The following is a 24885-nucleotide window of genomic DNA, read 5'->3' on the forward strand; positions in this document are numbered from 1 at the left end:
TCCGCGCCCTATCAGAAGGTCAGCCTGACGCCGCCCTTCATCGTCCAGTTGTAGCGTTCGAACTGGAGCAGGTTCTGTCGCCCGCCCAGCCGGTTGAAGGCGAAGAATTCCGCATCGTTGATGTTGATCCAGTCGAAATAGACCTGAACATTGTCGGTGACGCGATAGCGCGCGGTGAAATCGAGCTGGAACAGGCTGTCGGTGAAGCGGTCGAATTCCGGACCGTCGGCGTTAACCTCGTCGAGGAAGCCGTCGCGATAGGTCCCGGCAAGGCGCAGGCTCACCGGGCCCTTGTCGTATCCGAGCGCGACGTTGAAGGTATTCTCGCTGGTGGCCGGCAGCGGGATTTCGCGGAAAGTGGGCGCGGCGGTGATGTCGCCGACCTCGCCCTCCGCGATCAGCCCGCTCGCATCGGTATAGGTGTAGTTCGCCTGCACCAGCAGCCCGTCGAGGAAGCCGGGCAGGAAATCGAGCCGCTGGTAGAAGCCGAGTTCGATCCCGAAGATCTCGGCCGCGGGGCCGTTCACGAAGGTTTCGCCCGCCTCGTAATCGACTCCGAAGATCGTGCCCGGGCTGTCGAGCACCAGGGTGGTGACGTAATTGTCGATATCCTTGTAGAAGAACGCTGCGGTGATCGCACCGTTGTTCGACATGTAGTATTCGAAGCTCGCATCGAGGTTCCACGCCTCGAACGGCTCGAGCGTCGGGTTGCCGATCACGGCCTCGCGGTTCTCGTCGAGTTCGAAGCGAGGGGCGAGCTGTTCGAGATTCGGCCGCACGAGGCTGCGATAGCCGGCGAAACGCATCACGAATTCGGGCAATGGCGTGTAGCGGATGTTGAGGCTGGGCAGCCAGTGTTCGTAATCGCGCTCGAATTCCACCGGCGTGACGATCACGGTGTCATCCGCCGCAACCCCGCCGCCGGGCAGGTCCTGCCCTTCCTCGAACAGCGCGGTCTCGAAGCCCGACAGGCGGTTGTCGGTGCGTTCGTAGCGCACCCCGCCGATCACCAGCAGGTCATCGGTTTCGAAGCGGCCGAGCAGGTAGCCTGCGAAGATATCCTCCTCGGCGACGTAATCCTCGTTCGCGCTGTCGAGCGCGCTGTCCACCGCATTGAGTTCGAAGCTCGCGAAATTGTCGCGGAAGAAATCGGTCGGCTCGGTCAGGCCGGGCAGCGGGCTGAGGTCGGCGAGCGTGTTCGACGGGCCTTCGCCGAGCACGTCGGCGAGCGTGTAATCGTCGCGTTCGTAGAATTCGATCTCGCCGTTGAAGCGCTTTTCGCGCAGGCGGATCTTGGCCCCGCCCTGCACGGTGAAAGTGCCCGCACTCGTGAACCATTCATAGCCGAGATCGAAGCGGCCCGAAAATTCCTCGTCCTCGGCGTCCGAAAGCGCGGTCAGTTCGACCTCGTCGAGCTCGTAGGTGGACGGATCGAAAAACGCATCCGCGCCCGAGAGGATATTGTAGGCGGGCACGCGTTCATCGGCATAGTCGAAGCCGACGGTGAGCGTGTTGTCGAATTCGCCGAGGAAGACGGTCGGATCGACCGAGCCGTTTTCGAATTCGGACGACTTCGCCCAGGCAAGCGCGTATTCCGCCTTCAGCCCGCCCCACTGGCTTTCCCCGCCGAAGGTCACGGTGCGGATGCGCTGGCGCTCGAAGCGGTCCTTGGCATCACGCTCGATCTCGATCACGGTTTCGTCGTCCGGGTCGGCCGGATCGCGGATGTCGTCGAACACCGGATTGAGGCCGCTGCCCGAGACATTGGCATCGCCGAGCCCGAATGTCAGGCGGCGGCGGAATTCCTGGTCGTCGAACTGGCTGAACACGCCGCGCAGGTAAAGCTCGGTCGAGGAGCCCACGCGCGCATCGAAGCCCAGGGTCGCGCTGATGCGCTCGCGCTCGACGAGGTAGTCGCGGTACTGGACTTCCTCGGAATAGATGAGGCCGCCGTCCTCGGTCCAGTCGTCGGCCTCGACATTGTCGGTCTGGAATTCGCGGTTGTAGAAGCTGATCCCGCCCGAGACGCCGAAATTGTCGGTCAGCTTCGCGGCGAAATCGGCGCCGAGATCCGGAGTCAGCGTGTCGCGCAGCTCGTTATAGCTACCGCCGAGCTTGACGACATAGAGGTCTTCCTTGCGGTCGAAGGCGCTGGTCGTGTTGATCTCGATCGAGGCGCCGATCGTGTCGGCATCCATGTCCGGGGTGAGCGATTTCTTGACCTCGATCGATTCGATGATCTCGCTCGACACCACGTCCAGCGCCACGCCGCGAATGTCGCCCTCGGGCGAGGGGATACGTACGCCGTTGACCGATGTCGCGTTGAGATTGGGGTCGAGCCCGCGCACCGCGACGAAGCGGCCTTCGCCCTGGTCGTTAAGGACATTGATGCCCGGCAGGCGGCGAAGGCTTTCGGCAACGTTCTGGTCGGGGAACTGGCCGATCGCATCGCGCGTGAGCACGTCGGACACGCCGTCGGCGGCGCGTTTGCGCGACAGGGCGCTGGCCTGGCTTGCGCCCTGGCCGATCACGAGGATCTGCGTGCCCGACTGGCCGAGCGCGAAATTGACCGTGACCTCGCCGGTCGCGGGCACGGTCACCTGCCGCGACACTGCATCGGCCCCGACATAGCGCGCGGTGATCGTGTAGGTGCCCTCGGGAACCTCGCCGAAAGTGAAGGTGCCCCCGCGCTCGGTGCTGACTTGCCGCCCGAGCTCCTCGATCTCGACCTGCGCCGCGCGCAGGGCGATGGTCTCGCTCGAGTCGACCACCGTGCCGCGCACTTCTCCAGCGAGGGCAGGCGCGGCGGCGCAAGCGGCAAAGGCGATGCCGGCAGCGCCGGTAAGCAGGTTGAAGCGCGTCATGGAATAGTCCCCCTTCGATTGGATCGTCCCGTTCGAGGGGGCGCGATAAAGAGGGAATTTGACCCGCGGGCGACCATCCGGTGACCCTTCGGCGTCGGTATGGCGACGGCCGAAACACGGCGGTCATATTGGGTTCAGTCCCGCATGTTTTTCAGCCGCTTGACCCGTGCGGCAAAACCGCCACAGGCCACGCGCAATCTCAGGCAGGCTCGGTCACGCGCTCTGTCAGCCCGACGAGCCGCGCGGTCAGTTCCCACAATTCGCGCGAACGCGCGGCATCGCTCGCCTTTGCCGAAAGGCTCTGGGCGAAAGCCTCGCGCCCTTCGCGCTGGCGATTGCCCCAGCTCCAGTGGACGCCCGAGCGCGCGAAGGCGGGCTCGGTGACGACATCGGCCACCCGCTCGCCTGCGAGCGGCTGAGACACGTAGCCGCCGGTGACGTTCTTCTGGAACCACGGGAAGATGCGCTGGAAGGCTTTTGGCGCGTGGCGGAACAGCGGCGTGTCGGCGACGCAGCCGGGATAGAGCGTGGTGAAGACGATTCCCGTCGCATCGTGAAAGCGGGCGTGCAATTCGCGGTTCATCATCATGCAGGCGAGCTTGGAGTCCTTGTAGGCCTTGCCCGGCTTGAACGGTTTGCCGTCGATCATGGCCACCGGCGCGGTGAAGCCTGCTTTCAGCCCTTCGAAATCGCCAAGGTCCGCGGGCGCGGGAATCGGGACCTTGCCGCCGAATTCCTCCGAATTGGCCGTCACCGTGCCGAGCGTGACGAGCCGGGCGTCGCGCGCTTTCCCGAGATCGTCGAGCAGCAGGTTCGCAAGCAGGAAATGCCCGAAATAATTGGTCGCGACCGACAGCTCGTATCCCTCGGGCGAGCGCAGCGGTTCGGTGAGGCGCGGCATATAGGTCGCCGCATTGCACACCAGCGCATCGAGCGGGCGGGCGAGCGTGCGGAACTCCTCGACGAAACCGCGCACTCCCGAAAGCGTGCCGAGGTCGAGCCGCATGATAATGCGGCTTTCAGGGGCGATGCCGATCTCGCGCGCGGCGGCCTCGGCCTTGGCCGTGTCGCGGCAGGCCATGACAACGTGCCAGCCGCGCTCGACCAGCGCCTTGCTCGCCCACAGCCCGATGCCCGACGAGGCCCCGGTGATGATGCAGATAGGTGTGTGACCCGCAGCCATGTCTCAAATCCCTCCCGACATGAATCTCCCTGCCATTACGTAAGCACAGTCAGGCCCTGCCGGTAAAGAGCGCGTTGGGCGCGAAGAGCCTGTTCAGCCGGCCTCGGCGGGCGCACCCACGGCGGTGAAGAGGTCGATATAGGCCTGCGCCAGCGCCGCCTCGGCATCGATCAGCGCCTCGCGGCTGCCGATCAGCTGGCGCTGCACGTCGAGCACGTCGAACAGCGAGGCGAGCCCTTCGCGGTAGAGCGCGTTGGACTGTTCGAAGGCGGCCTCGCTTTCCTCGACCGCGGTGGCGAGTTCGTCCCGGCGATCCTCGGCGCTGCGGATCGCGACGAGCGCGCTTTCGACTTCGGCAAGGCTTTCGAGCAACGCCTGGCGATAATCGGCGAGCGCGGCATCGAGCCCGGCCTCGGCGGCAGCGATCTCGGCCCGGCGTCGCCCACCGTCAAGGATCGGCACGCCGAGCACGGCGGAAAGCCCCGCGACCGTCTGGCTGAACAGGCCGTCCACGCTCCCGTCGCCCACGGTCACGAAGCCGGGCAGGCTGAGCGCAGGGAGGAGATCGGCCCGCTCGATCCCCACCCGCGCGGCGGCGGCGGCGATGTCGGCTTCGGCCAGCAGCAGGTCGGGCCGCGCGCGCAGGAGATCGGCGGGAACGCCCAGGCCGGGCCCGCGCGCATAATCGGGGATGTCGGCGCTTGCGTCCGCCTCGGGCACGCCGGCGGGCGGCTCGCCGGTGAGCACCGAAAGCGCGTTGGCGGCCCGCGCGCGGGCAAGCAGCAGGGGGCCGCGCTGCGAGAGCGTGCGCGACAGGTCGGCAGCCGCGCGGCGCACGTCGAAATTGGAGGAGAGCCCGGCTTCCTCGCGCAATTGCACGATGTTGAGAGTCTGGCGCTGGAGATCGGCGGATTGTTCGAGCAGCCGCAGCCGTGCGGCCGTCCGGCGCAGTTCGACGAACCGGTTCGCCACCGCCGAGGCGATGAGGCGGCGGCGGTCGGCGAGGAAATATTGCGATGCCTGCACCCCGGCAAGCGCCTCGGCCCGCTCGGCGGAAAGGCGCCCGTTGATGTCGATCGTCCACACACCCCCCAGCCCCGCGCTCGCCTCGTCGAGGAAGGCGCCGCCCCCGCCCGCTTCGCTGTCGATCGAGCCTGCGAGGCTGGCATCGCCGTCGATCGTGGGCAGGAAATCGGCTTGCTCCGCGCGCAGCACCGCGCGCGCGGCGGCCAGTCGTGCGCGCGCCGCCTCGATCGTCTGGTTGCGTGCCAGAGCCCCGGCAACCAGCGTGTCGAGCCGGGCCTCGCCGAAGCCGCTCCACCACGCCGCATCGAGCCCGGCAGGCGGGCGGCTTTGCGCGAAGTAATCGGGCGCGAGCGCAATGCCCGCTGCGGGCTCCACGTCCGGGATATCGGGCGAAGCGCAGCCCGCCAGAAGCACGGCGCCTGCAAGCGGAATTGCGAGCCTCATGCCGGGATTCCCTCCGGCCCGGGTTCCTCCTGCGCTTCGCCCATCTCCCGGCGATAGCGCGCCAGGTCGGCGCTGCGCGGGGTCGAGAAAGGCGCGATCAAGGTGTAGAGCGCGGGCACGAGGAAGAGGGTGAACAGCGCCGCGATGCCGAGCCCGCCGAAGATCACCCAGCCGATCGCCTGGCGCGCTTCGGCCCCCGCCCCGCTCGCGAGGATCAGGGGTAGCGCACCCAGCACGGTCGAGATCAGGGTCATGGCAATGGGCCGCAGGCGGATCGCGGCGGCTTCGGCAATCGCCTCGCGCACATGGGCGCCGTCCTCGCGCTTCTGGTCGGCGAATTCGACCATCAGGATGCCGTTCTTCGCCATCAGCCCGATCAGCATGACGAGCCCGATCTGCGAATAGATGTTGAGCGATGTGCCGGATGCGAACAGCGCATAAATCGCCGCAGCCAGCGCGAAGGGGATCGAGGCGATGATGACGAAGGGGCTGGCAAGGCTTTCGAACTGGGCGACGAGGACGAGGAACACGATCAGCAACGCGAAGGCGTAGGTCAGCAGCAATTCCTCCGAGCTTTCCTCCAATTGCTCGGCCTCGCCTTTCAGGATCATGTCGATGTCGTCGGCCACTGTCTCCGCAGCCAGTCGCTCGATCTCGGCCACCGCATCGGCGAGCGGTGTTCCGGGAGCAATCGCCGCTTCGACTTCGATCGCACGGCGCTGTTCGGTGCGGTCGAGTTCGGCAGCCACCCCTTCCTCGGCAAAGCGGGTGAGCGCGGATATCGGAACCAGCGCGCCGCTGCCCGAACGGACATAGAGATTGCCGAGATCGGCGGGATTGGTGATCGCCACCGTTTCCGCGGTGAGGAAGACGGGAATCGCCTGGTCGTCGACATTGAGATCGACGACTTCGAGCCCGTCGACCATCGCCTGCAGGGTGGTGGCGAGATCCGGCAACTCCACGCCGAGATCGGCGGCGCGCTGGCGGTCGATGGCGATGGAGAGCTGCGGCTGGGTCGGCTGGTAGGAAATCTCGGGATCGGAGAGAATGTCCGACTGCGTGGCTATGGCATCCGACAGGGCGCGGGCCGAGGCGTAGATGCCTTGGTAATTGTCGCCGGTCAGCGCGACTTCGAGGCCGCCGCGTCCGCCCCAGCCGCCCGACAGCGTACCGCGCCCGCGGGCCGAGGCGCGCGAGCCGGGCAGGCGGTCGAGCGGCTCGCTCAGTTCCTCGACGATTGCGGACTGGCTGCGTGCCCGTTCGTCCCAGTCGGCGAGATTGGCCGTCACCTGCACCCGGTTGGGATCGTAGCGCCCGACGATGGAAAGCGTGCTGTCGATCTCGCCGCTTTCCACATAGGGCTCGAGCACCTCCTCGATCTCGTCCATCTCGCGGTCCATGAAGGTGAGGCCCACCCCGTCCGGGCCGCTCGCCCAGACGTAGAAGGTTGCGCGGTCCTCGTCCGGGACCAGTTCCTCCTCGAGTTGGGTATAGAGCAGCCCCGCGCCGGCCACCGCGACCAGCGACAGGCCCACCGTCACCCAAGGCCGGGCAATCGCGCTCTCGACCCCGCTGCGATAGCGGCTCGCAAATCGGCTCGCGATGCGTTGCAGGCGCGGGTTCGGGTCCGCGCCCTCGCCCGCAAGGTCGATCCTGGCCGCGAGCGCGGGCACGAGGCTGACCGCGACAAAGGTCGACAGGATCACCGCAATGGCAAGGACGAAACCGAATTCGCGGAACAGCCGCCCCGTTTCCGACGGCAGGAAGCTGATCGGCACGAAGACCGAAACCAGCACCGCCGTCGTCGCGATCACCGCAAAATAGACCTGCCGCGTGCCCAGCACCGCCGATGCCTTGCGCCCCAGCCCCTCTTCCTTCTGCAGGCGCTGCGCATTCTCGAGAACGACGATGGCATCGTCGACGATCAGCCCGGTGGCGAGCACGATGGCGAGCAGGGTGAGCAGGTTGATCGAGAAGCCCAGCAGCCAGATGCCTGAGACGACGCCGACCAGCGCAATGGGAATGGCGGTGCTCGGTATCAGGGTCGGCTTCGCATGGCCGAAGAACAGCCAGATCGTCAGCACCACGACCGCGACGGTGAAAGCGAGCGTCACGATCACCTCGCGCACCGACGTCGCGATGAACACCGCATCATCGGCAATCACGCGGATGTCGATCTCCTCGAACCTTTCATCGAGCTTTTCGGTCGCGGCGCGGATCGCGTCCGAGATCGCGATGGTGTTGGAATTGGCCTGCCGGATAACGCCGAGCCCGATGACCGGCTCCCCGTCAAGGCGGACATAGCTGGTCGCATCGGCCGGGGCGAAATAGGTCTCAGCCACGTCGCCGATGGTCACTTCATCGCGGATCGCCACCGCATCGATCCGCTCCGGATCCGCCGCCTTGGCCTCGGCGCGGACGAGCAATTGCTGCTGGTCGGAACGGAACGAGCCCACCGGCGTATCGAACGGCGCCTGTTCGAGCGCGCCTGCGACATCGCTCATCGTAAGCGAATAGCGCGCCAGACGCGCCGGATCGACCGCGACGCGCAATTGTCGCTCGCGTGTACCGAAGGTGTCGATACTGGCCACGCCTTCGGCCGCGAGCAGTTCGGGAATGATGTCGTTCTCGACGATCCGGGTCAGTTCCATGTCGTCATAGGCATCGCTCGCGACGGCCAGAGTCATGATCGACTGCGCGTCCGCGTCCGCCTTGACCACGCGCACCTGTTCGAGCCGTTCGGGCAGTTCGCGCGTCACCCGGCTGACGGCCTCGCGGATGTCGGAGGCCGCCGCGTCGAGATCGGTTCCGGGGGTGAATTCGACCCGGATGCGGGTGTTGTTCTCCTCGCTCGACGATCGGATCTGGCGTACCCCGTTGACCCGTGCGGCGGCGTTTTCGAGCACCGATGTCACTTCGCTGTCCATCGTCTCGGGCGCGGCTCCGGGCAGTGTGGCCGACACGGTGACGATCGGGCGGTCGACATTGGGCAGTTCGCGCACTTCCGTGCCCAGCAGCGCGGCCGCCCCTGCGATCACGATCATGAGATTGACGACCATGATGAGCAGCGGCCGCTTGACCGCGAGCACGGGCAGGTCTGTCTTCCCGCTCATGACGCGTCCTTCGTGTCGGCGGCCGCTGTTTCGACCGGGGCCGCATCGCGGGTGCGCGGTTCGACCAGTTCGACCTCCTGGCCCTCACGCACCTTCTGCACACCCTCGGCGATGACCAGCGCGCCTTCCTCCAGCTCGGCATCGACCAGCGCGAGTCCGTCGCGGCGCGCGGCGATGGTGACGGGCACGCGCACCGCCTTTCCGTCCCGCACCGCGAAGATCGAGGAGCCCTCCCCGCCCCACACCACGGCGGCTTCGGGCACGGCGGCGCGCATCCGCCCGCGATCACGGAAACGCACGGTGAAGCTCATGCCCGGACGGTAGCGGTCGCCTTCATTGGGGATCACGGCGCGCACGCGGTAGCTGCGCTGGTCCTGTTCGATGGTCGTGCCGACCGCGCGGACTGGGGCGCTGATGGACCGTTCGGGCTGCGAAAAGGGGACCAGTTCGACGCTCGTTCCTTCATCGAGCCGCTGGAACACCGCTTCGGGCGCGTTGAATTCGACGAACAACCGGTCGCGGCGGTCGATCTGGGCGATCAGCGTGGTGGGCGTGATGCGGTCGCCGACATCGACTTCGGTGAAGCCGACATGGCCGGAAAACGGCGCGCGCACCGTGCGCTCGGCCAGCGCGTCGGCGGCCTGGTCGCGTTCGATCCGCGCGGCGGCGAGCGCGGTCTCGCCCGCCTCGATCTGGCTTTCGGACAGCGCGCCCGTATCCTCGATCCGGCGGTATCGGGCGAGCAATTGCTCGGCCTCCTCGACCCGCACCTCGGCTAGCTCGAGCGCAAGCCGCTCGGCCCGCGCCTCGAGCTGGACCAATGGCGCACCAGCGCGCACGTATTCGCCCGGAGAAAACCGCACGGCGACGACCTCGCCTGCGGTTTCCGGATAGAGCTCGGCCGTGCGCGCCGCCCTGGCCGTGCCGATGGCCTCGACGATCGTCTGCTCGGGCAGGAACGCGATTTCGCGAGCGACGACCGTCACCGAGCGGTCGGGCCGCTCGGTCTCGTCAGAGGAACAGGCCGCGAGCAGCAGACATGCCGCGATGAAGAAACTGAAGCGCATGATGTAGGGCAAGGCGTTTGATCTGTGTGAGGTCTTGCAATTCGCCGTATGCCCTTTCGGTTCCCATTGCACGGCGCGCAATTGCGCACAGCCCGGCCCCCGGCAGGGGCAATTGCGATGGGCATCATGGCTGCAATTGCTCGCCGGGACCGGCTCTTCACACAGGTTGCAGCCCAACGGGTACGAGCCCCCGTTTCGCGCGCTCTTTTCCCAATTCGGGAAAACTCGGATTGCCCGCCTTTCCCGTTGCGCCGGATTAGCGGGCCGTGTCACGGAACGACGATCTTTCGAACCACCGGGCGTTTCAAGGCATTTGCAAGCCCGGGACAGCTTGTTACGGCCGCTGCAGGCCCGGCCCGCTCCCGGCCGCCGTCATGGGAGAATTTCACGGAATAGCGCGCGCAATGCAAAACTTGCACTGTGCAAGGCCCTGCCCGTCGGCCCGAATTTGTGGCAGGGGCAGGCGGGAGAAGCGATTGATGCAGGAGACAACGCAATGAACCTTGAATTCACGCCCGAGGAACAGGCCTTTCGCGAAGAGGTCCGCGCCTTCATCGAGGAAAATCATCCCAAGCATCTCGAAGGCATGGGCAACCGCGAGGACATGTCGCCCGAAGACATGACCGCGTGGCACAAGATCCTCGGCAAGAAGGGCTGGTCCGCGCCTGCATGGCCGGTCGAATATGGCGGCACGGGCTGGACCCCGACCCAGCGTTACATCTGGTCGGAGGAGAATGCGCGTGTCGGCACCTTCATGCCGCTGCCCTTCGGCGTCTCGATGGTCGGCCCCGTGATCTATACCTTCGGCAGCGACGAGCAGAAGGCGAAGCACCTGCCGGGCATCCTCTCAGGCGATGTCTGGTGGTGCCAGGGCTATTCGGAGCCGGGCGCGGGATCCGACCTCGCCAGCCTCAAGACCACCGCGGTGCGCGACGGCGATCATTACATCGTGAACGGCCAGAAGACCTGGACCACGCTGGCCCAGCATGCCGACTGGGGTTTCTTCCTCGTGCGCACCGATCCGGAGGCGGACAAGCCGCAGGAAGGCATCAGCTTCCTCCTCATCGACATGAAATCGCCGGGCGTCGAAGTGAAGCCGATCAAGCTTCTCGACGGCGGGCACGAGGTCAACGAGACTTGGCTGACCGATGTGCGCGTCCCGGTCGAGAACCTCGTCGGCGAAGAAAACAAGGGCTGGACCTACGCCAAGTTCCTGCTTGCCCATGAACGCAGCGGCATTGCGGGCGTTGCCCGGTCCAAGCGCGGGGTGGAAAAGCTGCGCGACATTGCCGCTTCGGAAACGCTGGACGGAAAGCCGCTGATCCAGGATTACGATTTCGCCCGCAAGGTCAGCCAGCTCGAAATCGACCTCGCCGCGCTCGAGATCACCGAATTGCGCACGCTCGCCAACGAACAGGCGGGCAAGGGGCCGGGTCCGGAAAGCTCGATCCTCAAGATCAAGGGCACCGAAATCCAGCAGCGCCTGACCGAACTCACGCTCGAAGCGGTCGGCTCATACGGCACGCCGCTTTACGGCAATATCGCGAACGTCCCGGGCGATGCGGGATCGAACCAGTATCCGGTCGGCCCCGAGCATGCCCAGCATGCCGCCGCGACCTATTTCAACATGCGCAAGACATCGATCTATGGCGGGTCGAACGAGATCCAGCGCAACATCATCACGAAAATGATCCTCGGCCTCTAAAGCGGCCGGGAGACACGGGAGAGCAGATCAGTGGATTTCAATTTCACCGAAGAACAGGAAATGGTGCGCGACGGCCTTTCGCGCCTGGTGCGCGAGCAGTACGACTGGGAAACCCGCCGCGCCGCGATCGCCAGCGAAAAGGGCTGGCGCCCGGAAATCTGGGCGCAGCTGGCCGAACTCGGCATTCTCGGCATGCCGTTCGGCGAAGCGGAGGGCGGTTTCGGCGGCGGCGCGGTCGATGCGATGATCGTGATGGAGGAATTCGGGAAAGGCCTCGTCGTCGAACCCTTCATCCCGACCGTCGTATGCGCCGGCGGTTTCCTCAAGCATGCGGGCACCCCCGCGCAGAAGGAAGAGCATATCGGCGGGATCGTCGATGGCAGCCGGGTCTTCGCCTTCGCCCATGCCGAACCGCGCGGACGGTATGACTATGCCGATCTCGAAACCACCGCGAAGAAGGATGGCGACGGCTATGTCCTGAGCGGCCACAAGGCGGTCGTCATCGGGGCGCCCTGGGCAAGCCACCTGGTCGTGACCGCGCGCACTTCCGGCGCGCGACGCGACCGCGAGGGCATATCGGTGTTCGTGATCGACAAGCAGACCAGCGGCGTTGTGACGCGCGACTACGAAACGGTCGATGGCCGCCGCGCCTCGGAGGTCTACCTCGAAAACGCCGCGATCCCCGCCGATGCCCTGATCGGCGAAGAAGGTGCCGCCCTGCCGCTGATCGAGCGGGTGACCGACGAAGCCATTGCCGCGTCTTGCGCGGAAGCCTGCGGAGCGATGAAAGTCGCCCATGCGATGACGCTCGAATATTCGAAGCAGCGCAAGCAGTTCGGCGTGCCGATCGGCAAGTTCCAGGTACTCCAGCACCGCATGGTCGACATGTACACCGCCTACGAACAATCGGTCTCGCTGACCTATCTCGCCACACTGCGGCTCGATGCTCAGGAAACCGAGCGCAAGCGCGCGGTCTCGGCGGCCAAGGTCGGCGTTGGCCAGGCAGCGCGGCTGATCGGGCAGGAAGCGGTCCAGATTCACGGCGGCAACGGCGTGACCGACGAATATGCGATCGGGCATTACTTCAAGCGGCTGACCATCTTCGAATCCGAATTCGGCGATGTCGACCACCACATGAAACGCCACGTTTCGCTCGCATCGCAGTCCTGATCGATCGCGAGCGCCCGCATCGGGCGAACGGAACGCTCCGAAACCGCGCACACGGAAGGTGTCCCTGGTGTCGGTGCGTGCCGTTCCGCCCGGAGCGGCCCAATGCGGGATTGGTCCGGTAGCGCACAGGATCCAGTCTGATCGAGCGATGCTCCGGCTGCCGCCGGGGGGAAGGTCGCCAGCTCGGTCAATGGCCTCGAATCAAGGCTATTTCACCCCCTCAAGGTTGAGCGCTTGGTGTATGCCGTTGGTCTTGTCCATATGCGGCTGGTATGCTTGGGAATAGTCGTCCACGTGACTGTGTTCGGTCTTTCGCCAGTCCCAGTGTCGGCAGGTGCGAAACCCGGTCTGCATAAGCGACTCGGTGAGAAGCTGCGCGTTGAAGACCATCTTGTGAAAGTCCCATCGATCGCGCTGCCCTCCGATCAGCGCGCCATGGATGCGCCTCAAGCCGTCGGGAAAACGTTCCCGGTCCAGATAGACCGCAACCGCAGCATCGAAATCGGGCACGGACAGACGCAACACGCCGCCCTTCTTGAGAACGCGATACCATTCCGCGAGGACATCCATGTATTCATGCCGACCGAAGTGTTCCAGCACGCTTGAGGCGTAAATCAACGTGACGGTGTTGTCCGGTAGGAAGCTCAAATCGCTGACATCCGCCACGCGATCGACGTGCGGGTAGGCTTGTGCATCGACATGGTAAAAGCCCGGAATGAATCGCCTTGCGCAACCGAGATGCAGTTTTTCGGGGTATCCGTTTACAGCTTGGTTTTCCAATTGCCGTTCCTGTGCCAGTTGCTTCGCCACCCGAACCTGTAAAGGGCTGGCACGGTGCCGCGTATGCAGGCCAACCCGATCTTCAAAATCCTGTAATAAAGGCGTGATTTCGGAGCCAGCGCCGCATTCGACAGCCTGCGCAAGATGGGCCGCGCACTCGACATCTCGCCAAGCAGGACGCGCGCACGTTCTTTGCTGCTCCAGTCGGCGCGGGCCCCGAATTCGCTCCCCATCAGAAAAACCCGCAGCCGGTTGCGGGTGGTTGCAAGGATATCGTTCTCGTCGCGGTGCATATGCTCCAACAGTGCGAGTGCGACGCGCTTTCTCGCGGACAAGTCCATCGGCTCGCTCAATTGGCCATGACCATGAATCCGGCGATCGGCAACCAGCGTATCGGTGCATCCCGGCGAACCGGCCTTTGCCAGAATTCGCCAGTGCAGTTCGGCGTCCTCGCCGACATCGAACGCCGGGCTGTATCCACCCACGGCCTCTACCAGCTCCCGACGGTAGAGAGCGGCGTGGGTATACCAGCCGGAACCGACGATGTCCCGTGGCACGACCCGCGGGACGCTTACCGGGTCAAGCCGGTTGGGCACGCCGCCGAGATCCGTGTTCGCGACCAACCCGACTGCATATTGAGCGCCAGCCCTTTCGATCGCGGCGACCAGGTCGGACAGGGCTTCGGGATGCGCCACATCATCGGAATCGAGGTGATAAAGATAGGCTCCCCGTGCCAGACTCCGACCGTGGTTGCGGGCGACTGCTGCGCCCTGGTTCGCCTGCCAACGATAGGTGATCGGCCAGGGAAAGGAGCCCTCGATCAGATCGGCAATCATCTTACCGGTGCCGTCGTCCGATCCGTCATCAATCACGATCACTTCGATGGAGTGCCAGCTTTGCGCCGCGATTGAGGCAAGTGCATCCTGAACGAGATCGCGCCGGTTGAATGTCGGGATAATGACCGAGACCAGTTGCTCAATCGTTTCGCGGACCGGCTCAATCACGTGGCCAAGACGTTCATCCGGCGCGCATCGGAAACTGTTTCCTTGGACCATGCTTCCGTGCGCCCCAACTGCAGCCTTGCCTCGGGGATACAATTGTCTTTCCCGCGTCCTTTGTTCACTGGTCTTATCAAGGCTGCGCGGAAGTGCAATATAATGAGGCCCAAGCAAGAACGCCGGTCGAGCCCGGGAAGAGGACTCTGGAGTTCAATGACTTTTGACTGGAGCCGCCTCACTCCGGGTCGTGTCCGTCGATCCTTGCGGTATCGGATCAACCGGAGAATTGCGCAATTGGGTGAGTGGCGCGACTGGATGCGCCATCAGGTCGGGCTACCGGGGGCTGGTTGTCGTTGCCAGCGCGGCCCGCTGGCGGCGACAGCGGATCTGCGCGAAGCCGATATCGTCGTGCGCTGTTACGACAACTGGGTGGACTACTTCGAGGAAGGTCTGCGCAACGCCACTCCCGGGCGCCGCTGCGTCTGGGACGGTGTTGCCTTCACCCGAGACCGCAAGGTGTCGGCAGACTGGCACGTCTTTTTCAACACGATGGATTCGCACCTTCCCTTCGTCCGTTTCCGGGGCGCTCCGCGCCGGACGATCTTTGCAGTGGCCGAACCGCCGACGATGATCCACATGCCATGGCACAAAGCTCAGGGTACGGATACGACGGTGCTGACGTGCGACCCCGAGGCGGTGGAGCGTTTCAAGGACGAACCGCGCGGCTACGTGCCCGTGCCATCACCGATCCGGTCTTGGTCGGTTGCCAAATCCTACGATGAGCTCAAGGCGTGCACCATTGCGCCGACGGACAAGCCCCTGCCGCTCTCCTGGATCTGCTCGGATGAGGCGTTGTTGAGCGGCCACCGCTACCGGCTCGCGTTTCTCTCTGCGCTCAAGGCACGAGTCCCCTTCGATCTGTATGGACGCGGGTTCCGGGAAATCCCTGACAAATGGCCGGCCCTTGCTCCGTATCGGTATTCCATCGCCTTCGAGAACTTCCGGGGCCCATTGCTTATGACCGAAAAGCTGATGGACTGCTTTGTCGCGGAAACGATGCCCATCTACTATGGCAGCCCGACCGTGACAGATTATTTCCCGGCTGAAAGCATGGTGATCATTGACCCTGACGACCCGGACGTGTTCCGCATCATTGCAGATGTGGTGGCTTCGGATCGTTGGCTTAAGAACCGCGATGCTGTCCTCGAGGCAAAACGGATCACCCTTGACGAGATGAACCTGTTTGCACGGCTCGCCCGGTTCATCCGGGCTGAACACGATACGGTTCGTAATGATGCCAAGCAATGGATGCGCGTGGAGCAAACCACACTCGACTATGGACTCGACCTTTGGGATGGTACGGCGGGAGAAGAATTCGCCTTACAGGCGCTGACAAGGGTTGACTGAGGCAGCAATTGGAAGGCTCCCGGCATTTGCCGTACCGGTTTCCTTCGCAACCCGGTCCCGGGCCAAGGCGGCGAAAAGGTGCGAAACAAACGTTGCGCTTGTAGGATTTACTGCCCGCGGTGATGGTGCCGATCGAACCTGTTTGAGGGACTGCGGACTGTCCGCAGGAATTTCTTATGGACGATATTCCGAACGATCTCGATGCGCAAAAGGCGACGGACTATTTGGATCTCCTGCGTGCATACTGGGATCGTCAGCCGTGCAACAGCAATCACTCCGGATCAGAGTTTGCCTCGCGCGCCTATTTCGATGAGGTCGAAGCGCGGCGCTATTTCGTGCATCCTCACATCGCGCCATTCGCCGAATTCGCGAACTGGCAAGGGCGAAAGGTGCTCGAAATCGGTTGCGGTATCGGGACCGATGCGATCAGGTTCGCGCGTCATGGAAGCCATTATACCGGAGTGGAATTGTCGCCCAATACCCTGGCGATGGCGCAGAAGCGGATGGAAATTTACGGACTTGGAGGTGAATTTCATCTGCACAATGCCGAACGGCTTGACGAGATTTTACCCGAGTCATCCTATGACCTGGTGTATTCGATCGGCGTCATTCATCACACGGTTCGGCCGAAAGCGATCATTCATGCCGCGCGGAGGCTGATAAAGGCCGACGGGGAACTGCGGATCATGGTCTATTCGAAAAATTCCTGGAAATCGGCGATGATCGAGGCTGGCCTGGACCAGCCGGAATCGCAGGACGATTGCCCTATCGCCCTCACTTTCGACGAAGACGGCGTACGCGATTTGTTATCCGGGCATTTCGACATTGTCGATATGCACCAGGATCACATTTTTCCTTACCAGATCGAGCCTTACAAGGAATTTCGATACGAGAAGGAGCCCTGGTTCGAAGCGATGCCGAGCGAGATGTTCAGGGCGCTGGAAGCCAGGTTTGGCTGGCACTGGATGATACGCGCGAAACCCGTTTGACGGCGTTGATTTTGGCTATCGGCAGACGTGCAAGCGAGCGGAGCAATCGCAAGATTTCGGCGTGCGGGAGCTGCCTGCAAGTCTCGAGATCCGGGTGCCTGATCGTTTGCTAAACGCTGGCTATGCTCGTTAAGTTCTCGGCATGAGACTCACCCGGGCAGTCCGTCGCGCACTTGCTGGCCTTGCCCGAAGCAATGGATTTGTTGTCGCTCGGCGCAGTCAGGACGAGCGGATGCAGGATGCCGTGGCCGATTTCGACGGCATGCTGGAACTGCTGCTGGCCCAGGCCGGAGTGCCGCGCGAAGCGGCGCACGGGCAACTGAAGCAGGATATCGCGGCTCTTGCTTGTAACGGCTTCAAAAGGAACGGCTATTTTGTCGACATCGGGGCAGCCGACCCCGTATATTCGAGCAATACAGCCATGCTGGAGCGTGTTTTCGGCTGGGATGGCATTTGTGCAGAAGCCAATCCTGAATTTCACGAGGCGTTGCGTAACGAACGTCGCTGTGCCGTGGACGAACGATGCGTTTGGACGTCCACTGGCGCAACGGTGTCCTTTCATTTCGTGTCCACGCTTTCGACCGTTTCGAATTTCGCCAATGCCGATCATCACGCAGATGCGCGCGCGGCGGCCGAGATCGGAACGGTCAGGACTGTTTCGATGAACGACCTTCTGAAAACGCACGGCGCACCGCCGCATGTCGATTTCCTGTCGATGGACAGTGAAGGCAGCGAACTCGCCATTCTCGAGGCATTCGATTTTTCCACCACATCGTTCGGCTTCATCTGCATAGAACATAACTATGCGCCCAGCCGTGAAGCGATAAAAGACTTGTTGGCAAGCAAAGGTTACCGCCGGATATGGACCCGGTTGAGCGAGTGGGATGACTGGTTTGTTCCCGACCGGTCAAAGGGCCAGGACACGCCCTCCGGCGTTTAACCTCCATACGCCATGAACTTTCGCCTTGCGCCCGGTCAGGTGTACTTAAGTTGCACCTGATTGACCCGCATCCATTGCTGCGGATCGGGTTCGGTCGTTGCGTGCTCATGCCGGATGAATTGGGCAAGCCGCTTGAATGCGTTCATTTCATCGAGCGTGATCCGCTTGGCTTCCAGAATGGCATCGCGGTTTTTCAGCCAACGATCCGATGCCGCCACATCCGCGATGATGCGGAATACGTCCGGATCTTCGGGGTCGATAATCACCATGCTCTCGCTGGGGAAATAGTCGGTCACGGCCGGGCTTCCGTAGTAGATCGGCATGGTTTCCGCGACAAAGCAGTCCATCAGCTTTTCAGACATGACCAGCGGGGCGCGGTAGTTCTCATAGGCAAGGCTGTAGCGATAGGGAGCGAGAGCGTGCCACTTGTCATGAATTTCGCGAAAGCCGCGGCCATAGAGGTCGAAGGAGACCTGCCCCTGCAACTCCTGCAAGAACCGCATGCGGGCCGCGTGACCCTCCAAAAGGTTGAGAGAGCTGGTAATCCAGGACAGTTGTTTCGTTTTCTCTTCAGGCGGGATCGTGCTGGATTTCAGCGATTGGTAACTGCGATCGACGGACCACGACCGGACGAGCATGGGCACCCGCTCAAACCGGCGCTCGAGACCTGCGTAGTGCGCCTCTTCATGGTCGCAGGTCAGCACGATCGTGCCGGTTCCCTGACCGAGGTGCCAGGGTCGGTGGATAGGGGATGCGGGTTCACCTAGCGCGAAAATGGTCCGGTTCGGGCGTCCGCGAAAGCGAACGGAGCGAAGATGCCAGTCAATGCTGTTGAGAATGACATGCCAGTCCGCCGCAGGACGAGGCCCCCGCACAAAGGCGACCCCGTCGAAAATGCAATCTCCGTTCGGGGAGGCATTGGCCATGTCACGCTGCACATATTTCACCCAATTGTCATACACACGCACGATGATGTCGGCTTGGGACGCAGCGACCGGATCGGCCAAAGGTCCGCGCTCGCAGGCGCAATCAAGGTGCCGTATGTTCAGTGCGCCGAATAGCCGTCGATGGGCAGTTGCAGCATAACGGCGCACAAGCGACCCGGAAGACGGGCGGGGTGCGCTCTCCGGGTTCTTATGCAATGCTAGGTCTCCAGGGGTAATGGCGGCCTGCCGCCATATTGCACGGGGCCTACCGTAATGCTACTCCCTGCGACTTGGACCGGCTGCGGGCCAAACTTTCCCATCAACTGGCATGCCCGCTTGCACGACCTCGTCATAATCTTCCGCCAGCTTCCCATGCGAAGGCGTATCCACCTCGTAGCGGTGCTGGCTGTCGGAGTGCTTACGGCCGCGCTGGAAATGGTGACGATTGGCGCGATCATGCCTTTGATCGGGCTGGCCGCTGCGCTCAATTCGCCGACATCCGGGTTCCTGCCCTTCCCCGTGCCGTGGATCGACGACCTGACGTCGGCCTTTGCAACCGTGATCGTGGTTCTTCTGGTAACCGGCGCGCTCAAGTTGGCGAATCTGTTATTGAAGCAATCGCTGCTGATGCATGTCGCGGCCGACTTGCGGGGGCGGTTATTCGGGATCGCGGTCAACTTGCCCTATCGCACCCTCTTGACCCGAAACAGCTCCGAACTGCTGGTCGGCGTATCGCGCGCCGAGAGTTTTTCCCAGCAAGTCCTTGCGCCGCTCCTGACCACTTTCACAAGTCTTGCGTTGGGTATCGCGATTGGCGGCTTTCTCCTGTGGCTTGCACCTGTGCTGACAATGGTGGCGGTTGGCGGACTGGTTGCGCTCTTTGCCGGGATGACCTTCGTGGTCGGGCCGATCATGAGCCGCAATTCACAACGCATCGATAGCGCGGCAGTCCTGCTTACCAAGACGATGCAGGAAGCCTCCGGTTCGATGCGGGACATCATTCTTCAGCGGCTGCAGGGGACCGTGGTCGCCCGCTTTCAGGCCGCAGACAGGCAGCGCCTCATCTTCCAGCGCCAAACCGCCAACCTCACGGCAATGCCGGCGCTGCTGGTCGATACCGGTCGGATCCTGGCCGTTGCGGGGATCACCGTCTACCAGGCCGGGCAACCGGAGGGACTGGTTGCCGGGCTGCCTTTGCTTGGCGCTTTGGCACTCGGCATCCAAAGGCTGATTCCGGCAATCAACCAGGCTTGGGGGGGCATTCTGGCGGTCAAGGGGAACGCCTTTACGATCAGCGCCGTGGCCCGGGAGCTAAGGCGGCATACCGGTGACACTGGCTCCGGAATTGGACCGGTCGCACCGCTGGACTTCGAACAGGATATCGTTTTCGACCGCGTGAGTTTCGGATATTGCGACACTGCGCCGATTTTGAAGAACCTCAGCTTTACATTGCCCAAGGGAGCCCATTTGGGCATCGAGGGGCCGACGGGAACCGGCAAGAGCACGCTGCTGGACCTCATGGCCGGACTGCTGGAGCCTGATCAGGGCACGATCCGCATCGACGGTCAGGAAATGACCCCGGCGCTTGCGCTCGCCTGGCAGGGTGCGTTGGCCTATGTGCCCCAGGCCATACATCTCAACGATGCGTCCATTGCCCAGAATATCATTCTCGACGGCCCGACCGATATGGTCCGCCTGAAAGAAGCGACCCGTGCGGCCTGTATCCTCGACTTCATTGAAACACTGCCCGAGGGATGGGACACGGTGGTGGGCGAACGCGGTGTGCGCCTATCGGGCGGGCAGCGCCAACGGATCGGTATCGCGCGCGCACTTTACCTCCAGCCGGAGGTTCTGATTCTTGACGAGGCGACCAGTGCGCTCGACCCGGACACCGAGGATCGCGTGATGTCTGCCGTCGTCAGCATGTCGAACCGCCCGACAATCGTGACCGTTGCGCACCGGCGCAGCACACTGGCCTATTGCACGATGCGCCTTCGCCTGGTCGAGGGGCACGCCATCATCGCCCTTGCCTCGTGACGCCTGCGGCAGGGGATACAGTAACGGGCCGGGTGTCCGTTATCATCCCCACGTTCAACCGGGCCGTGCTGGTCGCCGAGGCTCTTGCCTCGCTCGAGAAGCTGCGCTGGAAAGATGTTGAAGTCATCCTCGTGGATGACGGCTCTACGGACGATACTGAGGCTGTGATAGCGAATATCCGCTCCGGCGGTTTCCGTTGGCCTCTGGAGTATATCTGGCAGCCTAATGCAGGCCCCGCCGCGGCGCGCAATGCGGGGCGACGGCTGGCCTGCGGCGAATTTCTTTATCACCTGGATTCAGACGACCTCGTGGCCCCGGCCGCATTCGATGAGCTGATTGCCGCAATGCTGCGAGCAGGTACGACCTATGCTGTTGGAATAGTTGAAGATACCGATCGTGAAGGAGCCCGGTCGGCCGATCAGCCGTTCAGTTCCCATCACATCGTTCCAGGCGATATTCTCGCATCGAACTGGTATACGCACGCGGCGATCTACCGGCGCGAAGTTATTGACCGCATCGATGGCTATAACGAGGCGCTAAGAACGGGCGAAGATACCGAGATGCACTGGCGGATCATGGCGACGGCCGGATGGCCTGCCTTGCATCAGGGGCTGGTCGCAGCACGGCGTTTTCACGACTTTGGCCAGCTTGGCAAGAAAGATCAGACACGATCGGAGCAATTGCACGCAATAGTGCAGGTCTATGAGCACTTCTTCGAAGCCTGCCCTGAACATTTCTGCACCGGACAAAATGTCTTTCGATTACTCAACATGGGGATGCAAAGTGGTCTGATCCGGGATTTGGAAACAAAAGGTCGTTGCCATTCAATGCTGGTGCGTATGGCAGGTATGGGGGCTTCGCTTCCGGCCGTGCATCTTTTGTCCCTGATGCTGAAGCCGGACTCGGTGACCTACTACCAGGGCTTGGTGCGTGTTTGGCACGCTCTGCGCACCATCCGCCGTCAGATCAGGCCCGAAGCTCCAAAAGCGATGCAGACAAGCGATGAGCGGCTGTCCCATAAAACTCCGGCCGTTCAGGCCCAGAAGGATCCTTTATGACCGAAGCAGTGGACGAGACAGTGGCCGTGATCGGCCTCGGCAAGCTCGGCCTCGCTCTTGCCGCCGCGATCGGGTCGCGCGGGAGGACCGTCACGGGCTATGACATTGACCCGAACCGAGGCAGGCTTCTTGCCGATGCCCCCATCGACCATGCGGCTTTCGCCCATGAGCGGGGCCTGGGCGAGGCGGTTCGGTCGGCACGCCCCAATATCGCCGTCGCCTCTTCGATCGCCGAGGCAGTCGCCGGGGCCGACATTACCTTCGTCGTCGTACCGACGCCATCACGAGACGACGGAAGCTTCTGCACGGATGCTGCCGTTTCCGCGCTCAAAGGGATCGGGACTGCGCTGCGTGATGCCCCGCCCGTCGAACAACCGCCACTGATCGTGCTGGTCAGCACGGTTTCGCCCGGCAGCACATGCGAAGTCCTGTTGCCGGCCTTGCAAGACGCAGCCGGCGGGCCATTAGGGGAGGCTTTCTGTTTCTGCTACGCGCCTGCCCTTGTTGCCCTCGGCACGGTCCTGGACGGGTTCCTGTCGCCGGATTTCGCCTTTGTCGGGCAAACCGAAGAGAAAGGCGGCAAGCGTTTGGCCGCCTTTCTTGCCGATATTCTGGCGCAAGGCACGCCCATCCATCGCATGAGCGCGGAAAGCGTCGAAATCGCGAAGATCGGCCTGAACAATTTCCTGACGATGAAAATCAGTTTCAGCAATCTGATCGGACAGCTCTGCCATGCGTCGCCTGGTGCCCGGGCGCGAGACGTCTTGGATGCAATCGGAGCCGATCGCCGCGTCGGACCGAGCTTCCTGGGGGCCGGCATGGGTTATGGTGGTCCCTGCCTGCCCCGCGACACGGCAGCACTTGCGCATGCACTGATGTCCGTGGGTCTTGACCCCCAACTGCCCAGTGCGGCGGCCAGGATCAACACTTCGCATAATGACTGGCTGGTCAGCCTGATCGGACAGGTGGAGGGCAAGACTGTCTGCGTCTGGGGACTCTCCTATCGGGCGGGGTCCAACATCTCGATCGACTCGGCTTCCATCGCTCTTGCCAATACGCTCGACGCGGCAGGAGCAAAGGTCATCGGAATAGACCCGCTGGTCGGGTTTATGGAGCTGGACGCGCTCAGCCCCGGCATTGCGACGACAGCGGATCTTGCCGAGGCCACCTCGGAAGCTGACACGCTGGTGCTGACGATCCCGCTGGCCGCTGCCGCTTTGGAGCGCCTCAAGCTGGAGCGTCCGAACCTGCAGATTTTGGACGTGCTCGATTCAATCCCGGACGATGTACCGGAGGTGATCCGTTTCGGTTCGGGCGCGTGATATCGTCTTCACGCCCAATGGCTGGGCTGGAATTGCTCTGCTCGACCTGTGCCGCAATCCATGAATAGGTCTGCGCGATGCCCTCTCTCAGCGGAAGTTCGGGTGCCCACCCAAGAGCCTCTCGGATGAGGCGATTGTCCGAGGTGCGTCCCCGAACCCCCTCTGGCCCCTGAATGTTCCTGATAGTGAGAGACTTGCCCGAGAGATCAATCACCATCATTGCCAGATCGTTGATGGAGATCATCTCTTCAGACCCGATGTTGACGGGAACGGTGACGCCTGAACGCAGCAGCCGCGTTGTCCCCTCGATGCACTCGTCGACATGCAGGAAAGAGCGGGTTTGCCGACCGTCGCCCCAGATCTCGATTTCACCACCCGGTTCGGCTTGGCTGACCTTGCGGCAGAGAGCGGCGGGAGCCTTCTCGCGCCCGCCCGTCCAACAACCCTCCGGGCCGAAGATATTGTGATACCGCGCGATACGGCAGGACATGCCGTAATTCCGGTTATAGGCCAAATAAAGCCGCTCGCAGAACAGCTTCTCCCAGCCGTACTCGCTGTCGGGATCGGCAGGGTAAGCACTGTCCTCGGAACAATCGGGGCGACCGGGATCGGCCTGGTTCTGCCTGGGATAGATACAGGCAGAGGACGAAAAGAACACGCGCTGGATGCGCCGGGCCTGGCAGGCATCGAGGATGTTCAGATTGATGGAAGCGGAGTTGCGCATCACTCGGGCATCGTTCTCGCCTGTGAAGATATAGCCCGCCCCTCCCATGTCGGCGGCGAGTTGATAGACCTCGTCAAACTCCTGATCCACGACGCTTTTCGCGAAAGTTTCATCGCTTAAGTCGCCGATAACAAATTCATCGGCTTCGCTCGGACTGTAGGGGTTGGGGCGCAGATCCACGCCTCGCACCCACATCCCCTCGGCCTTGAGCCGCTTGGCAAGATGTCCGCCGATGAAGCCGCCGGCCCCCAGAACAAGCGCTGTCTTTCGTGCCACTTTCACCCCCGCAATCCGTCCCGCCATTGCAATCAGCCGGGGCGGACCCGACAGGGTTACAAACTTTGGCGAAATGGGGCAACTGCGCGGTGCCGTACACTCCTCGCCCTGTTGTGCAGTTCGTCTCCAAGCAAAATCCTGCTGACATGATGTCCCTGATTTTCCAGTACGAGCTTGCGATCGTCCCGGCCCAGGCTGCGGATCGCCAGACCTATCGGGATGCGCTCAATGAATTTGCCCATCGGGCCATCCCCCGAATTGGTTCACGACGGGCAATCGCCTGAAACCTCGCTCGCCGTCGGTCTGATCGCGGCGGCAATGATCCCGCCGGTGGCAACGCGTGTGACCGAAAAGGTTCTGCCGGATTTCGGACCGGGGCCGCGGTTGCGCAATATTTCCGCAATCCAGCCGCCAGCAGCTCGCCGAGGAAACCCAGCGCTGATCGCCCCGCCCGCGCGCTCAATCCTTGCCCATCAGATATTCGGCGACTGCCTGGTAGGCAGGCAATGAAGTGGGATCGATGAAGCCGTTCTGCGCGGCGGGATAGGACGCGAAGCGGACCAGCACCATCTCGGCGGTGGGATCGACATAGATCGTTTGTCCATGGACCCCGCGCGCGGCATAGGCGCCGTGCTCGTTATGGAAGACCCACCACTGGCTGGTGTAGCTGCCGCCCGGAATGGTCGGGAAACCGGCGAATTTCGAGCGGTCACCGCCTTTCGCGATGCGCTCTGCGACCGCGGCCGGGAACAGACGCTCGCCGCCCGCTACGCCCTTGTCGAGCATGAGCTGTCCGAGCCGCCCGAGATCGCGCAGTCCGGCGGTAATGCCGCCGCCTGCGAACGGAACGCCCTTG

General features: G+C 63.1%; 18 protein-coding genes and 1 pseudogene. 9 read left to right on the forward strand and 10 right to left on the reverse strand.

Going from position 1 to position 24885, the window contains the following annotated elements; all coding sequences use genetic code 11:
- Window positions 1-11: 11 nt before the first annotated feature.
- From RIB52_RS08315 to RIB52_RS08335, 5 genes are all read right to left on the reverse strand, one after another.
- Window positions 12-2864 carry a TonB-dependent receptor gene (locus RIB52_RS08315; protein ID WP_350174840.1) on the reverse strand — a complete coding sequence of 951 codons (2853 nt, stop codon included), beginning with the start codon at window positions 2862-2864 and terminating at the stop codon, window positions 12-14.
- Between the two features lie 199 nt (window positions 2865-3063).
- A complete protein-coding gene (locus tag RIB52_RS08320) occupies window positions 3064-4047 on the reverse strand; it encodes a protochlorophyllide reductase (RefSeq protein WP_350174842.1) in 984 nt (327 codons plus the stop codon).
- 93 nt (window positions 4048-4140) lie between these two features.
- Window positions 4141-5517, reverse strand: coding sequence for a TolC family protein (locus RIB52_RS08325; protein ID WP_350174844.1), 1377 nt, complete (start codon window positions 5515-5517; stop codon window positions 4141-4143).
- Window positions 5514-8630 carry an efflux RND transporter permease subunit gene (locus tag RIB52_RS08330; RefSeq protein ID WP_350174846.1) on the reverse strand — a complete coding sequence of 1039 codons (3117 nt, stop codon included), beginning with the start codon at window positions 8628-8630 and terminating at the stop codon, window positions 5514-5516. The genes RIB52_RS08325 and RIB52_RS08330 overlap by 4 nt, the downstream gene beginning before the upstream one ends.
- Window positions 8627-9697, reverse strand: coding sequence for an efflux RND transporter periplasmic adaptor subunit (locus RIB52_RS08335; protein ID WP_350174848.1), 1071 nt, complete (start codon window positions 9695-9697; stop codon window positions 8627-8629). Before RIB52_RS08335 ends, RIB52_RS08330 begins: the two co-directional genes overlap by 4 nt.
- 496 nt (window positions 9698-10193) lie before the next feature.
- Between RIB52_RS08335 and RIB52_RS08340 the strand changes: the two genes are divergently transcribed.
- On the forward strand, window positions 10194-11402 hold the full coding sequence (locus RIB52_RS08340) for an acyl-CoA dehydrogenase family protein (protein WP_350174850.1): 1209 nt from the start codon (window positions 10194-10196) through the stop codon (window positions 11400-11402).
- A gap of 30 nt (window positions 11403-11432) precedes the next feature.
- Window positions 11433-12572, forward strand: a complete 1140-nt coding sequence (locus RIB52_RS08345; RefSeq protein ID WP_350174852.1) for an acyl-CoA dehydrogenase family protein — start codon at window positions 11433-11435, stop codon at window positions 12570-12572.
- Window positions 12573-12779: 207 nt separating this feature from the next.
- On the opposite strand, the gene RIB52_RS08350 is transcribed toward RIB52_RS08345, so the two are convergent.
- Together RIB52_RS08350 and RIB52_RS08355 are read right to left on the reverse strand one after the other, a co-directional pair.
- Window positions 12780-13352, reverse strand: a complete 573-nt coding sequence (locus RIB52_RS08350; protein WP_350174854.1) for a class I SAM-dependent methyltransferase — start codon at window positions 13350-13352, stop codon at window positions 12780-12782.
- A complete protein-coding gene (locus RIB52_RS08355; protein ID WP_350174856.1) occupies window positions 13334-14356 on the reverse strand; it encodes a glycosyltransferase family 2 protein in 1023 nt (340 codons plus the stop codon). The genes RIB52_RS08350 and RIB52_RS08355 overlap by 19 nt, the downstream gene beginning before the upstream one ends.
- A 207-nt stretch (window positions 14357-14563) precedes the next feature.
- Between RIB52_RS08355 and RIB52_RS08360 the strand changes: the two genes are divergently transcribed.
- The 3 genes from RIB52_RS08360 (at window position 14564) to RIB52_RS08370 (ending at window position 17686) form a co-directional block, all read left to right on the forward strand.
- Window positions 14564-15757 carry a glycosyltransferase family 10 domain-containing protein gene (locus tag RIB52_RS08360; RefSeq protein ID WP_350174858.1) on the forward strand — a complete coding sequence of 398 codons (1194 nt, stop codon included), beginning with the start codon at window positions 14564-14566 and terminating at the stop codon, window positions 15755-15757.
- 176 nt (window positions 15758-15933) lie between these two features.
- The gene (locus tag RIB52_RS08365) at window positions 15934-16746 is read left to right on the forward strand and encodes a class I SAM-dependent methyltransferase (protein WP_350174860.1); all 813 of its coding nucleotides are present in this window, start codon (window positions 15934-15936) and stop codon (window positions 16744-16746) included.
- A 142-nt stretch (window positions 16747-16888) separates the two neighbouring features.
- Complete coding sequence (locus RIB52_RS08370) at window positions 16889-17686, forward strand: FkbM family methyltransferase (protein ID WP_350174862.1); 798 nt, start codon at window positions 16889-16891, stop codon at window positions 17684-17686.
- Window positions 17687-17721: 35 nt separating this feature from the next.
- Here RIB52_RS08370 and RIB52_RS08375 read toward each other — a convergent pair whose 3' ends face one another.
- Window positions 17722-18693 carry a glycosyltransferase family 10 domain-containing protein gene (locus tag RIB52_RS08375; protein ID WP_350174864.1) on the reverse strand — a complete coding sequence of 324 codons (972 nt, stop codon included), beginning with the start codon at window positions 18691-18693 and terminating at the stop codon, window positions 17722-17724.
- 291 nt (window positions 18694-18984) lie between these two features.
- On the opposite strand from RIB52_RS08375, the gene RIB52_RS08380 reads away from it, so the two are divergent.
- Genes RIB52_RS08380 through RIB52_RS08390 form a run of 3 tightly spaced genes read left to right on the forward strand, consistent with a single transcriptional unit; the run spans window position 18985 to window position 23029 of the window.
- Entirely contained in the window at window positions 18985-20649 is a 1665-nt protein-coding gene (locus RIB52_RS08380) for an ABC transporter ATP-binding protein (protein ID WP_350174866.1), read from the forward strand.
- Window positions 20650-20681: 32 nt separating this feature from the next.
- Window positions 20682-21707 (forward strand): glycosyltransferase family 2 protein, encoded by a 1026-nt coding sequence (locus tag RIB52_RS08385; RefSeq protein ID WP_350174868.1) that lies wholly within the window; start codon window positions 20682-20684, stop codon window positions 21705-21707.
- Window positions 21704-23029: a nucleotide sugar dehydrogenase gene (locus RIB52_RS08390; protein ID WP_350174870.1), complete on the forward strand. Its 1326-nt coding sequence runs from the start codon at window positions 21704-21706 to the stop codon at window positions 23027-23029. The genes RIB52_RS08385 and RIB52_RS08390 overlap by 4 nt, the downstream gene beginning before the upstream one ends.
- Here RIB52_RS08390 and RIB52_RS08395 read toward each other — a convergent pair.
- Window positions 22935-24029, reverse strand: a complete 1095-nt coding sequence (locus tag RIB52_RS08395) for an NAD-dependent epimerase/dehydratase family protein (RefSeq protein ID WP_350174872.1) — start codon at window positions 24027-24029, stop codon at window positions 22935-22937. The genes RIB52_RS08390 and RIB52_RS08395 overlap by 95 nt on opposite strands.
- 65 nt (window positions 24030-24094) lie before the next feature.
- On the opposite strand from RIB52_RS08395, the gene RIB52_RS08400 reads away from it, so the two are divergent.
- A complete protein-coding gene (locus tag RIB52_RS08400) occupies window positions 24095-24313 on the forward strand; it encodes a hypothetical protein (RefSeq protein ID WP_350174874.1) in 219 nt (72 codons plus the stop codon).
- A 175-nt stretch (window positions 24314-24488) separates the two neighbouring features.
- Here the strand turns inward: RIB52_RS08400 and RIB52_RS08405 are convergent.
- A pseudogene (locus RIB52_RS08405) lies at window positions 24489-24885 on the reverse strand (6-aminohexanoate hydrolase); the annotation flags it as partial.

Origin of the sequence: Erythrobacter sp. (assembly GCF_040217515.1) — a bacterium.
In the GTDB taxonomy this organism is placed as follows: Bacteria; Pseudomonadota; Alphaproteobacteria; order Sphingomonadales; family Sphingomonadaceae; genus Erythrobacter.